General features: G+C 64.1%; 13 protein-coding genes. 5 read left to right on the top strand and 8 right to left on the bottom strand.

The window, feature by feature from the left end:
* The first annotated feature begins 56 nt into the window (after positions 1-56).
* The gene (locus BM275_RS00235) at positions 57-377 is read left to right on the top strand and encodes a hypothetical protein (RefSeq protein WP_023447110.1); all 321 of its coding nucleotides are present in this window, start codon (positions 57-59) and stop codon (positions 375-377) included.
* Between the two features lie 46 nt (positions 378-423).
* Here BM275_RS00235 and BM275_RS00230 read toward each other — a convergent pair whose 3' ends face one another.
* On the bottom strand, positions 424-858 hold the full coding sequence (locus tag BM275_RS00230) for an anti-virulence regulator CigR family protein (protein WP_044315313.1): 435 nt from the start codon (positions 856-858) through the stop codon (positions 424-426).
* 149 nt (positions 859-1,007) lie between these two features.
* On the opposite strand from BM275_RS00230, the gene BM275_RS00225 reads away from it, so the two are divergent.
* Positions 1,008-2,339, top strand: a complete 1,332-nt coding sequence (locus BM275_RS00225; protein WP_090519496.1) for a DEAD/DEAH box helicase — start codon at positions 1,008-1,010, stop codon at positions 2,337-2,339.
* A 16-nt stretch (positions 2,340-2,355) separates the two neighbouring features.
* Here BM275_RS00225 and BM275_RS00220 read toward each other — a convergent pair whose 3' ends face one another.
* The gene (locus tag BM275_RS00220) at positions 2,356-2,652 is read right to left on the bottom strand and encodes a hypothetical protein (RefSeq protein WP_090518918.1); all 297 of its coding nucleotides are present in this window, start codon (positions 2,650-2,652) and stop codon (positions 2,356-2,358) included.
* A 144-nt stretch (positions 2,653-2,796) separates the two neighbouring features.
* Between BM275_RS00220 and BM275_RS00215 the strand changes: the two genes are divergently transcribed.
* A complete protein-coding gene (locus BM275_RS00215) occupies positions 2,797-3,174 on the top strand; it encodes a transcriptional regulator (protein ID WP_090518917.1) in 378 nt (125 codons plus the stop codon).
* A 12-nt stretch (positions 3,175-3,186) separates the two neighbouring features.
* On the opposite strand, the gene BM275_RS00210 is transcribed toward BM275_RS00215, so the two are convergent.
* Positions 3,187-4,041: a LysR substrate-binding domain-containing protein gene (locus tag BM275_RS00210; protein WP_090518916.1), complete on the bottom strand. Its 855-nt coding sequence runs from the start codon at positions 4,039-4,041 to the stop codon at positions 3,187-3,189.
* 96 nt (positions 4,042-4,137) lie between these two features.
* Here BM275_RS00210 and BM275_RS00205 point away from each other — a divergent pair, with 96 nt between their 5' ends.
* Positions 4,138-4,374: a DUF1127 domain-containing protein gene (locus BM275_RS00205; protein ID WP_023447115.1), complete on the top strand. Its 237-nt coding sequence runs from the start codon at positions 4,138-4,140 to the stop codon at positions 4,372-4,374.
* Here BM275_RS00205 and BM275_RS00200 read toward each other — a convergent pair.
* The 5 genes from BM275_RS00200 to BM275_RS00180 form a co-directional block, all read right to left on the bottom strand.
* On the bottom strand, positions 4,368-5,123 hold the full coding sequence (locus BM275_RS00200) for a sulfite exporter TauE/SafE family protein (protein ID WP_090518915.1): 756 nt from the start codon (positions 5,121-5,123) through the stop codon (positions 4,368-4,370). The genes BM275_RS00205 and BM275_RS00200 overlap by 7 nt on opposite strands.
* A gap of 173 nt (positions 5,124-5,296) precedes the next feature.
* Positions 5,297-5,854, bottom strand: a complete 558-nt coding sequence (locus BM275_RS00195) for a Tll0287-like domain-containing protein (RefSeq protein ID WP_090518914.1) — start codon at positions 5,852-5,854, stop codon at positions 5,297-5,299.
* A 104-nt stretch (positions 5,855-5,958) separates the two neighbouring features.
* Positions 5,959-7,941 (bottom strand): bifunctional tRNA (5-methylaminomethyl-2-thiouridine)(34)-methyltransferase MnmC2/FAD-dependent 5-carboxymethylaminomethyl-2-thiouridine(34) oxidoreductase MnmC1, encoded by a 1,983-nt coding sequence (gene mnmC, locus BM275_RS00190; protein ID WP_090518913.1) that lies wholly within the window; start codon positions 7,939-7,941, stop codon positions 5,959-5,961.
* A gap of 70 nt (positions 7,942-8,011) precedes the next feature.
* Positions 8,012-10,768, bottom strand: a complete 2,757-nt coding sequence (locus tag BM275_RS00185) for a response regulator (protein WP_208607433.1) — start codon at positions 10,766-10,768, stop codon at positions 8,012-8,014.
* A 91-nt stretch (positions 10,769-10,859) separates the two neighbouring features.
* A complete protein-coding gene (locus BM275_RS00180) occupies positions 10,860-11,486 on the bottom strand; it encodes a trimeric intracellular cation channel family protein (protein WP_003283735.1) in 627 nt (208 codons plus the stop codon).
* A 140-nt stretch (positions 11,487-11,626) separates the two neighbouring features.
* Between BM275_RS00180 and BM275_RS00175 the strand changes: the two genes are divergently transcribed.
* Complete coding sequence (locus tag BM275_RS00175; protein WP_044315305.1) at positions 11,627-12,520, top strand: HTH-type transcriptional regulator ArgP; 894 nt, start codon at positions 11,627-11,629, stop codon at positions 12,518-12,520.
* Positions 12,521-12,583 lie beyond the last annotated feature (63 nt).

The raw sequence follows: 12,583 nt of genomic DNA, 5'->3' as shown, positions 1-12,583 counted from the left end.
CGGTTCCTTTAGCAAGGTCTGTTAGGCTGGCCACTCTGTAGAGGAGCCCAGTCAAAATGAAAACAATCGGTTACCTACTCGTCGCCTTGCTGCCACTCACGGCCAATGCGGTCACTTATCCGGTAGACGTCGAGCAGCAGCTCAACGGCGCGGAGATCACCGTCACCCCGCAGACCATTGATCGTGACCTCGCCGGGCTACTGCTGCTCAACTATGGGGGCACGGCTGCGGTGTGTACCGCCGTGTTCCAGAACGGCCCGGAAGCGCCGCGCACGCGACGCACGGAGTTGCAACCAGGTGAGCGCAAGGCACTGACGTCCAAGTTCAAGCGCGACGTGATTCGCCTGCGCATCAAGTTGACCTGCCAGCCAGAATAGGACGCTAGGCTGCCCTCATCGCGCGGGCTGCCTGAACGCGAACCGATCAATCCAGTATGTTCTCGAGTATTTCGTAAACGATGCCGGTGGCGATGGCGACCAGAACCACGTCGCGGCCGATCTGTTTCCACTCGTAGCCTTCGTAGCGCGGCAGGTGTCCCAGCAGGCGGCTGTCCATGTTCTTGGCGATGCCCGGCGGTAGCGGCTTGCCGCGCGCCAGATTCTTCTGGATGCCCGGTGGCAGGGACGAGACCGGCGCTAGCAGATCGCGATGACTACGCAGGGTGATGCGGACCGAACCGATGTCCACCGACGGACCCTGGTAGCGATGCGGCTGCTGTGCCGAAGGCTGATGCTGCTGTGCGCGGTCGGGCTTGCCCTTGCCAGGGTGATCACTTTTCGGCTGCGCTGCGCCGGCAGCGGCGTATAACGCCAGTGAAAGCGCGCCAGTCAGCAGTACCACTCGCTTTTTGGACATCATGCGAACCTCTTGGGTATTAAGCCGCTTCTATTTCCTCAGCTTAGCCTGTGTTTGCCTGGGAAAACATGGCGACCGTTACAGAACGCGCCTTTGCCCGGCAGACGAGTTACCCTATGCCATTGTTTTTTTCGACCTCCGAGGTAGCTCCCTTGTTTGACCAATTCGCCCTGCACGAACGCCTGCTAAAGGCTGTCGCCGAACTCAAATTCGTCGAGCCGACTCCAGTGCAGGTGGCGGCCATTCCGCCGGCGCTGGAAGGGCGTGACCTGCGGGTGACGGCACAGACTGGCAGCGGCAAGACCGCCGCCTTCGTACTGCCGATGCTCAATCGGCTGATTGGCGATGCCGTGGTGCGCGCCGATGTTCGTGCGCTGATTCTGTTGCCGACCCGAGAGCTGGCGCAGCAGACGCTGAAGGAGGTCGAGCGTTTCTCGCAATTCACCTTCATCAAGTCGGCGATGATTACCGGTGGCGAGGACTTCAAGGTCCAGGCCGCAGTCATGCGCAAGGTGCCGGACATTCTCATCGGCACGCCTGGGCGCATGATCGAGCACCTGAATGCCGGCACGCTGGTCCTCAAGGATGTCGAGATGCTGATCCTCGACGAAGCCGACCGCATGCTCGACATGGGCTTTGCCGAGGACGTGCAGCGTCTGGTCGGCGAGTGCGCCAAACGCCAGCAGACGCTGCTGTTTTCCGCGACCAGTGGCGGCGCCGCGCTGCGCGAGATGACCGCCAGTGTGCTGCGCGATCCGCTGCACCTGCAGCTCAACCGCGTCAGCGAACTCAACGAAGGCACGCGCCAGCAGATCATCACTGCCGAAAACACCGAACATAAGGAAAAGTTGGTGCACTGGCTGCTCGCCAACGAGACGTACAAGAAGGCAGTGATCTTCACCAACACCCGCGTACAGGCCGACCGCCTCTACGGCCGGCTCGTTGCCGAGGGCGTGAAGGCGTTCGTGCTGCATGGTGACAAGGACCAGAAAGACCGCAAGCTGGCGATCGACCGGGTCAAGGAAGGTGGCGTCAAGGTGCTGGTAGCGACCGACGTGGCGGCGCGCGGGCTGGACATCGAAGGGCTGGATCTGGTGATCAACTTCGACATGCCGCGCTCGGGTGACGAATACGTGCACCGTATAGGTCGTACGGGGCGCGCCGGTGGCGAAGGGCTGGCGATCTCGCTGATCTGTCACAACGACTGGAACCTGATGTCCAGCATCGAGCGTTATCTCAAGCAGCGTTTCGAGCGGCGGGTGATCAAGGGGCTGAAAGGCAGCTATATGGGCCCGAAGAACCTTAAAGCGTCGGGCAAGGCAGCTGGCACCAAGAAGAAAAAGATCGAAAAGAAGAAAGGCACCGAGAAGAAAGCCAAACCCGCCGGCAAGCGCCCGAACGGCGCCAAGCGCGAGTCACTATCGCCGGTGGTGAGCCAGGATGGCATGGCACCGCTCAAGCGCAAGAAGCCGACGGCCGAGTAACCGTCGGCCTTCAGCCTCAGCGCTGCGCGTCGGCCGGTGGGATGTCGGCCTCGCGCTCCGCTTCCTCGATCTGCTTCAGACGCTTGTCATAGGCCTCGCACTCGTCGCCCAACTGGTCGGCGGTGCGCTTGGCTTCCATCTGGCGAATCTCCTCATTGATTTCCTTGGCGCGCTCCGGATTGCTCTTGGTGAGCTGATTGACGCGTTCGGCCAGCTGTTCGGCCTTGGCATTCACTTCGTCCGGGGTGCACGCGGCGTGCACGGTCGGGCTGGCCAGTGCGGCGGCGGTCAGGGCAATCATCAACAATATCATGGCTCGCTCCTCGTTCAATCGGTCTGAACGGTGGATCGCAGCGCCGCCACTTTAGTTCAGACAACGAACCGGTCGACGTGGTGAAAGGTCCCAATCAGTAGGCGCCTCATTCGTGAGGCGGACATCTGCTGAGGGAGAACGACCATGAGCTATAACTGGGGCCTTATCCAGCGTCTGTTGCATGAAGTTCAACGCGGCGCCAATGACAGTTTCAAGCCACGCCACTACGCCGAAGAACATGCGACGCAGATGGAAAGTGAAGGTCAGCCGATGCCGAATCTTGACAGTCTGCGTGCCGAAGCGGCCGATTACGAAAGTCTGCTATTCGAAGGTGGCTTCATCGTTTCGCGGCCCGAGGAAGAGGGCGGCAATGGCGAGAACTTCGTCCTGACCGAGCGCGGCTCGCGCTTGCTGGCGATCCTTGACGATCCGCAGGAGGCGCAGCGCCAGCACCTGGCGGACAAGGGCGATGCGGCGCTGGTGCCGGAAGTGTTCGACGAGATGGCGGCCGGTCGCCGATGACCGGCGTTCTCGTTACAGGCGAAAGCCATCGGCGATGTAGCCGGCGAGCGTTTCGCTGACCGGCGACTGCTGCTGCGGGTTGCGCAGCAGCACGATGCTGGTCTGAGGCAGGCGCGGCAGGCCCTCCTTTTCACCGAGTATCTGCAGATCGGCAGGAATCAGGCTCTGCAGCTGTGCGGTCAGCGCCAATCCTGCACCCACGATCGCCATGATCGCCGACAGGCTCGGGCTGCTATAGGCGATCCGGTACTCGATTTCCCGCGCATCCAGCGCGCTGCATACCCAGGCGCGGCAGAAGCAATCGGTATTGAACGTTGCCAGCGGCAGGGGGCGATGCTCATGCAGGTCAAAGCCCGGGGCGGCGGCCCAGACGACATGCTCCTGGCGCAGCAACTGGCCAATCTCGGTGCCCGGTTCGCGGGTGACGATGCTCAGGTCCAGATCCCGTCGCTGCAACAACTGGGTCGATGGTTCGCAATGCACCTCGACCTGCACCAGCGGATACGCCTGGGCGAAGCGCGAAAGAATGCCGGGTAGAAAGCGCATGACGTAATCGTCCGGCGTGCCGATGCGTACCGCGCCGACCATGTGTGGTTGGCGCAGGGTGGTCATGACTTCGCCGTGCAGTTTGAGAATGCGCCGCGCGTAGCCCAGCAGTATCTGGCCCTCGGCAGTAAACCTGACCTGCCGACCGTTGCGCTCGAATAGCGGACGCTGCAACACATCCTCTTCCAGGCGTTTCATCTGCATGCTCACCGCCGACTGGGTGCGGTTCACCGCGGCTGCGGCACGGGTGAAGCCACCGTGGTCAGCGATGGCCACGAAGCTGCGCAGCAGCTCGGTGTCGATATTCGGGTAGTTGGCCATTCATCAATCCTCGAGATGCGAGGCATCAGGAACATTCGTTGGATTGATCTTAATCCGGGCGCGAGACTGACGCCAACTCAACTGGAGGGCGTCGTGATGAACATGCACAAAGTCGCTTTGCAATCTTTCCATCTGCCGAAGGCACTTCGGGCACCCGCACCGGGATTGCTGCGACAGGCCTGGCACAAGCTGCAGCGCTGGAACGAACTGGCACGCCAACGGCGCCAGCTGGCCGCGCTCGGTGACGACATGCTCAAGGACATCGGCCGCAGCCGTGCCGACATCGAATGGGAAGCGAACCGGCCGTTCTGGGACGACCCTGATCGTCAGTGACCCAGCACCAGCTTTTGAACCCCCAGCGACAGGCTGACGGTGACCAACATCAGCGCGAACAGGCGCTGCAGCAGGCTGCTGTTGAGGTATTGCGCCAGGCGGTTGCCGGCCAGCACGCCGAAGGCACCGCCCAGCGCCAGGCCGCCGAGCAGCGGTAGTGGTGGCTCGGCATCGGTAAGGTAGAGCAGGAAGCCACCGCCGCTGACGACGGCGATCACCGCCATCGATGTGGCCATGGCGCTGAGCAGCGATAGCGAAGTAAACCAAAGCAGCGCCGGGACGATGAGAAAGCCGCCGCCGACACCCATCAGCCCGGAGAGCAGGCCAACGCCAACGCCGATGCCCAGCAGCGCCAGCTGTCGATCCTCGACGTTCTCCTTGGCTGGCAGGTTGGCGCCGCGCCACATGCGCCAAGCGGACCACAGCACCAACAGGCAGAAACCGATGATCAGTGCGCGCTCCGGTATGAACTGCCCGAGCCATTGACCGGCAGCGTTGCCCGGCAAGCCGCAGACAGCCAGCAGCATGACCGGGCGCCAGGCGACCTGGCCGAGCCGCGCCCGCGGAATCGCGCCGATGAGTGCGGACATGGCCACCGCACCGAGGCTGACGCCGATGGCATCGCGCAATGGCAGGTGCAGGCTGAGTAGCAGGGGCAAGGCGACCAACGAGCCACCGGCGCCGGTGAGGCCAAGCAACAGGCCGAGAATGAGGCCGATGCCCAGTGCTTCCAGCAGTAGAACGTCCATCAGGCAAAGCTGCCGGATGCCAGGGGAATGGTAGGGACCGTATCGGTTTGCATGCGTGCTCCGTCGTCAGCGTTCCATCGTCCATCGTTGGTACGCTCGCGCTGGCGAGCGTTCCTTGGATGAACGGCGGATCGCAGCGGTGCCACGCACCCGCCGACGGAGTGTAAGGCCTATCAGCGTGGCAGGGCACGGCTGAGGGTGAAGGCGCCGCGCAGATCGCCCTCGCGAAACCCGCGGGCCTGATCCTGCGGGTAGTGGTGGTCGATCAGCTCCACCAGCTCCGGCTTGATCTTTTCGCCGTGACAACCCAGGCAGGCCTCAGCGGTGCCAATCGCCTGCATGTAGCGGTACTCGCCTGCCACTATCTCACCATGCTTGAGCTGTTCGATCGGTTCACCTGCAGCCGAACGCTTGGCGAACTGCTCCAGCACCGAGCGCTCCCAGGTGTCTGGTGCGTTGTCCGGATTGCGCAGCTTCAGCGCGGTGCGGCCTACCTTCCAGGGCGCCTGGCTATGCTGGCTGGCGATTTCCGGCGCGAGAAGACGGCATGCCTTGACGGCTTCCGCCGGGCCACCGTCTGCCATCGCCTGCTTGACCGTGCCAAGCAACTGCTGCTGGAACGGTGGAATCAGGCTGGCAGCCTCGCCGCGCAGCTGCTCGGTATCGACGTCAGGCGCGGCGTGGGCCTGCAATGCAAACCAGCCGAGCGTCAGCAAAGACAGTGATTTCATGATGCCTCCCAGGATGCGAAATATAGTGGGGGGAGTATCCGTGCGGGCGACGCACGATGCAAGTCACAGCCTGCGGTAGGCAGCGGCTCGGGCATCGGAGCGTCTCAGGTGCCGCGAATCAGCTTGCGTAGCAGGAAACGATTGGGGTGGCAGGCTTCGGCGACGTCCCGAGGCAACGGCAACGGTTCGTCGTCCAGCCAGGCGGCCAGCAGCTCGCCGGACAGCGGGGCGCTGATCATTCCGCGCGAGCCATGTGCAGTATTGACGTAGAGCCCGTCGAGCCACGGGCAGGGCGCGTGTAGCGACTGACGGGCGTTCTTGCCCAACGCCGCATAGGTTTCAGCGAAGGCCTCGGGCTCGGCCAGTGGCCCGATCAGCGGCAGATAGTCCGGGCTGGTACAGCGAAATGCCACGCGCCCGTCCAGCTCCTCGGTACGTTGCGGGTCCGCCTGCAGACGCTGGTACAGATCCGCTGAAATCTGCTCGAGCATTTCCAGATTCGCCTGGTGTTCGGCGACGCTGGGGGTATCGTCGGTCTGCTGGAAGTTGAAGCTGGCACCCAGCGTGTGCGTGCCATCTCGGGGTGGCGCGACGTAGCCCTTGGCGCACAGCACGGTGCGCAGCTGGCCGCTCTGGGTGTTCGCCGGCAGGCAGGAAATCTGCCCGCGAATACGCTTGAGCGGCAGCCAGGCGCTCTGGCTGAAGCGCGCGGCGTCCGCCGCGCCGGTCAGGACCACCACGGGCGCTTCGGCCAACAACGCTTGGCCGCCCAGCACCTGCCAGGATCGCCCATTACGGCGCAGTTCGAGCGCTTCATGATGCCTGTGCAGCTCGATTCCCGGTCGCCGCAGCAGCCATTGGCATAGCGCCGGTGGGTTGGCCCAGCCGGCTTCGGGGTAGAACAATCCGCCCTCGGGCAGGGCCACTCCGGCCAGCGCCTCGGCGGCTTCGCGCGACAGCGGATGGACCAGCGAGGCCGGGAAGGCTGCCGCCAGCTCGGCCTGGCGTTCGCGCTCCTTTTCGTCGTAAATCAGTTGCAGTACGCCGCATGCCTGCCAGTCCTGGCCTGCTTGCAAATTGCGCAGCAAGCGGCGCGTATAGCTGAAGCCGCTGACCACCAGCCGCGACAGTGCGGTGCCGTGGGCAGAAAGCTTGAGGTAGAGCACGCCTTGCGGGTTGCCCGAGCCTTCCTGTGCCGCCGCGGCGTGGCGCTCGAGGACTGTCACCTTCCAGCCGCGGGCGGCCAGCGATGCAGCCGTCGCGCAGCCGGCCAGGCCGGCGCCGACGATTACCGCGTGGCGTTCGGCCGTCGTATAGCCCGGGCGAGCGAACCAGGGCTTGTCCGAAATGCTGGCGTTGGCGGCTCGCAGGCGCCCGCGCAGAATCTCGCGTTTGTGGCCGTAGCCGGGCACCCGCTGCATGTCGAAGCCGGCCTCGATCAGGCCGCGCCGCACAAAGCCGGCACTGGTGAACGTGCCCAGCGTTGCGTCGGGCGCGCAAAGCCTGGCCAGCTCGGCGAACAGCATCGGTTGCCACATCTGCGGATTCTTCGCCGGGGCAAAGCCGTCGAGGAACCAGGCATCGACCTGCGCATCCAGGCTCGACAGGCATTCGAGCACGTCGCCGATCAGCAGGGTCAGCACAACGCGGCCGCCAGCGAAGACGAAACGCTGATAGCCCGGATTCAGCGCCACGTACTGTTGCAGCAGTTGCTCAGACTGCTCTCGCAGCTCTGGCCACAGGGCCAGTGCGCGCTGCAGGTCCTCGCGGGTCAGCGGGTGTTTTTCGACGCTGATGAAGTGCAGCCGCGCCTGCGGGTGGGCTACGCGCTCGAACAGATGCCATGCACAAAGAAAGTTCAGCCCGGTACCGAAGCCGGTCTCACCAATCACCAGGCGCTGGTTGTCCTGTAGCGCGGCGAAGCGTTGGGGCAGATCGTTCTGCGTGAGGAACACATGTTCGGTCTCGGCCATGCCGCTGGCGCGGGAGAAGTACACGTCGCCGTACTGGCGGGACTGCGGCAGGCCGTTCTCGTCCCAGTCGAGTTCGGCATGCTGGAAGGCGTCGGAAGCGGGGTGGTCGTTCATGCTGGTTCCTGAAAGGACGGGCAACGCGATGGGCGTCGCCGGGCGCAGATGAGGCACCCGGCGCGGTCGATCAGCTGTCGACCTGGATTTCCTGCTCCAGGCGGCTGATGGCGGCGTCCAGCTCGTCGAGCGCGGCCTCGCTGTCCGGATGGTTCTGCTTGAGCAGGGTCTCGCTCTGCTGACAGGCGTTGCGCAACTGCGGCACGCCGCAATAACGGGTGGCGCCATGCAGGCGGTGTACGCGCTCGATCAACGCCTGGCGATCTCCTGCCTGGCGGGCTTCGCGAATGGTTCGGCGGTCGCCTTCCAGTGACTGCAGCAGCATGCCGAGCATGTCATCGGCGAGATCGGCCTTGCCTGCCGCCAGGCGCAGGCCTTCTTCCTCATCCAGCACTTTCAGGCTCGGTTCAGCCTGCTGCGGCGGCTCCGCTGCACGTTGCGGCTGGCTGCGCAGGGCCAGGCCGGTCCACTTCAGCACCACCTGGGCGAGCTGCCGGTCGCTGATCGGCTTGGTCAGGTAGTCGTCCATGCCGCTCTGCAGCAGCGAGCGTTTCTCGTTCGCCAGTGCATGAGCCGTGAGCGCGATGATCGGTAACGGCGCGCTGTTGTTGGTGTGCTCCCAGTGGCGAATGGCTTCGGTGGCCTGTCGGCCGTCCATGCCGGGCATTTGCACGTCCATAAGGATCAGGTCGAACGCATGCTGCTTGACCGCGTCCAGCGCGGCGGGGCCGTTATCCACCGCAACGACTTCGGCGCCCATATCGCCGAGCAGCGTTTTTACCAGCAGCAGGTTGGCCGGATTGTCATCCACGCAAAGCACACGCGCCGGCCGGTCGGGCGCCGCTGCGGTGGGTTCCGGGTAGCTTTGGTTGGGGCGTACCAGCGCCACCAGTACGCGTTGCAGCTTGCGCGTGCAGGCGGGTTTGCCCTGCAGCTGGGTATAGCTGTGGGCTTCCGGGAGGGCGTCGTGGTAGTGGCCCTGCTCGGTGGTCGGGCACAGCACCACACATTTGCAGCCGAGCGCCTCGATTTCCATCAGGCGCCGGCTGAGCGCGTCCGGCTCGATTTCGCGGCCGGTGACGCCGAGCACGGCGAGGTCGATCAGCTGGCTGCCTTGGCGCTGAGCGCTGATGGTTTCCTGCATCTGGTCGAGGGTATCGAAGGTGTGCACTTCGAGGCCTAGGCTTTCCAGCTGATGCTGCAATGCCTGGCGGGCCAGTGGGTGCTGCTCCAGCAATGCGATCCGCCGGCCCTGCAAGGCCGGGTGCGGCAGGTCTTCGATGTCATCCCGCGCCTTCGGCAGGCTGAGGCTGATCCAGAACTCGGAGCCTTCGTCGGGGATGCTGTCGACACCGATCTCGCCGCCCATCTGCTCGATCAGTCGTTTGGAAATGACCAGTCCAAGGCCGGTACCGCCTGGCTGGCGCGACATGGAGTTGTCCGCTTGACTGAAGGCCTGGAACAGCGCGCGCAGGTCCTGATCGGTCAGGCCGATGCCGGTGTCCTGCACGCTGATGCGCAGCTGGGCGCGATCGGTATTGTCGTCCTCGACCATGGCGCGGACGGCGATGGTGCCTTCGTTGGTGAACTTGATCGCGTTACTGATCAGATTGGTCAGCACCTGTTTGAGGCGCAGCGGATCGCCCAGCAGCGACAGCGGCGTGTCGCGATAGACCAGGCTGACCAGCTCCAGATGCTTGGTGTGTGCAGCCGGGGCGAGGATGGTCAGTGTGTCCTCGATCAGATCACGGAGGTTGAACGGGACGCTGTCGAGCACCAGCTTGCCGGCCTCGATCTTGGAGAAGTCGAGAATCTCGTTGATGATTCCGAGCAGGCTGTCGGCGGACTGCTCGATGGTTCCCAGATAGTCCTGCTGGCGCGGGGTGAGGTCGCTTTTCTGCAGCAGCTGGGTGAAGCCGAGGATGCCGTTCAGCGGTGTGCGGATCTCGTGGCTCATGTTGGCGAGGAATTCGGATTTGATCCGGCTGGCCTCCAGAGCTTCCTTGCGCGCCAGATCCAGTTCGATGTTCTGGATCTCGATGGTTTCCAGGTTCTGCTGCACATCCTCGGTGGCCTGGTCGATGCTCTGCTGCAGTTCTTCACGGGCGCTGAGCAGTGCTTCGGCCATGCGGTTGATGCCGGACGCGAGCTCGTCCATTTCATGGCTGCCCAATGGTGGCAGGCGGGTTTCCAGGTGGCCGTCCTTGAGCTGCGCGACGGCGCCTTTGACACGCTGCAGCGGCAGGCTGATGGCACGGCTCATGCGCAGAGCCAGCAGGGCGGTGATGATCAGGCCGGCACTCACCAGAAACAGGCTGGTCAGCAGGCTGCGATAGCCACGCAGCAGGGTGTTGTGGTGCGACAGCTCCAGCTCCAGCCAGCCGATCAGCTTTTCGTCCGGTCCGCGGGTTTCGTCGGCGAGGTTGAGGTGGCGGCTGAGCACCGGCATGAGAATGCGCGTGTGGTCCATGCTGCTGACGTGGGTCAGGCTCTCCGGATCGCTCGGCGGAGGCGGGGTCAACATGCGCGGACCGGCATGTACGCGCTGCACGCGTTCGGGATCGAGAATGGTCACGGCGCGGACGTCGGCCTGATCCAGCACCTGGGTCAGGATGCGCTGCAGGCGTTTGTCGTAGCCCAGATTCATGGCGGGCGCGGCCAGTGGCGCCAGCTGCTCGGCGATCAGCTGGCCGCGTTCGTCGAGCTGGTGGCGCATCTCGGACAGCTGCATCCAGGTGAAGTAGGCACCGAGCACCACCGCCAGCAAGGTGCTGGGCAGCAGCGTCAGCATCAGCACGCGGCCACGAATTCCTAGGTCTTTCAGCACAGTCCGTCCACCGATCCTGATTGCAGCGCGCTAGTGTAGCGACTCGGCTCGGCGGAATCTGCACGCCAGGTCTAGCTGTGGCGTCGCAGCCTCAGTCGAGGCCGCGGATTTCCTTGCCGTTGAAGTCCGGCAGCTTCCAGTGAAAGGTCATCGCCAGTACGCGGAACAGGAAGCCGCTGCCCAGCGCCGCCAGGGTGGCCAGCGTGGTGTTGATCTCCAGCCACAGCATGCCGACGTAGAACACACCGGTGAACAGCGCGACGGTGGCGTACAGCTCGCGCTGCAGCACCATCGGCACCTGGTTGCACAACACGTCGCGCATCAGCCCGCCGAAGATACCGGTGATCACGCCAGCCAGTACGACGATGGACGGGTGCGCGCCCATGCCCATCGCCACATCGCAGCCGATCACGGTGAACGCCACCAGGCCGAGGCCATCCACCAGCAGGAAGACCATGCGCAGGTGATGCAGGTGGCGGGCGATGAAACCGGTGACGATCGCCGCGCCGATGGTGAAGGTCAGATACTCGGGGTGAGCGATCCAGCCGACCGGATAATGACCGAGCAGCACGTCCCGCGCGGTGCCGCCACCCAGCGCCGTCACGGTGCCGAGAAGGCAGATGCCGAACAGGTCCATGCCGCGGCGCATGCCCATGATGGCGCCGGACATTGCTTCGGCCGTGATGGCGATCAGGTAGATGGTGTGCAGCAGTTCCACGACGATACTCCGGACGGGCTGGGCTGCACACCAGTGGGGCGCTGCAGCGGGGGATGCGCGATTATGGAGCAATGCTGGTTAAATTTGTCGTGGCTAAGTATTTTTAGGCCATCCAAACATTTTCTTAATCGGCAGGTCGCATGAATCTCGATCCGAAGCAGACTGAAGCATTTCGCACGGTGATCCGTACTGGCAGCTTCGAACAGGCTGCGCAGCGCCTGCACCTGACGCCACCGGCGATTTCACAGCGGGTGCGCGCACTGGAGAGTGCGCTGGGCAGCGCCTTGGTTGTGCGCAGTCGACCCTGCCGACCCACCGAAACCGGTCAGCGCCTGCTGCAGTACCTCAAACGCGCCACCCTGCTCGAGGCCGATCTGCTGGCGGACCTCGCCGAGCGCAGCGATGCGCCACTGGTCGTGGTCGCGGCGCTCAATGCCGACAGCCTGGGCACCTGGTTCTTTCCGGCGCTGGCCGAGGTGCTGATCCGCGAGCGGGTCTTGCTCGATCTCACCGTCGAGGACCAGGATCACACCTACAGCCTGCTGGAGACGGGGCTGGCGATCGGTTGCATCAGCACCGAGCCCAAGCCGATGCGTGGCTGCACGGCCAGCCCGCTGGGCAGCATGCGCTACCGACTGGTGGCATCCAGCGAGTTCCGGCAGAAGCATTTTGCCAACGGGCTGACCCGCAACGCCGCGCGCAAGGCGCCGGTGGTTGCCTACACGCGCAAGGACACCCTGCAGTCGTCGTTCCTGCTGCGCCGCTTCGGGCTTCCGGAGGGCGCCTATCCCTGCCATTTCGTCCCCGGTGCCGAACCGCATTTCAGCGCGATCCGCTACGGGCTGGGGTACGGGATGGTGCCGGAACTGTTGCTGCATGATGCGTTGCAGACTGGTGAGGTGGTCGATCTGGCGACCGACGAACCGCTGGAAATTGCCCTCTACTGGCATACCTGGAAGGTGCAATCGCCACGTATGGAGCACCTTTCGCGACAGATCATCGAAGCGGCGCCGAAGATCCTCGCGCGGCCATAGCCTGATCGGGAGGGGCGGTGGGTGAGCCGATGTCGTGCCGGACAGGCAGAGACGGTCTGCCCG

Source organism: Stutzerimonas kunmingensis, from assembly GCF_900114065.1.
Taxonomy (GTDB): Bacteria; Pseudomonadota; Gammaproteobacteria; order Pseudomonadales; family Pseudomonadaceae; genus Stutzerimonas; species Stutzerimonas kunmingensis.
Note: the sequence above shows the minus strand (reverse complement) of the source record. Positions and strands in the feature narration are given on the sequence as shown.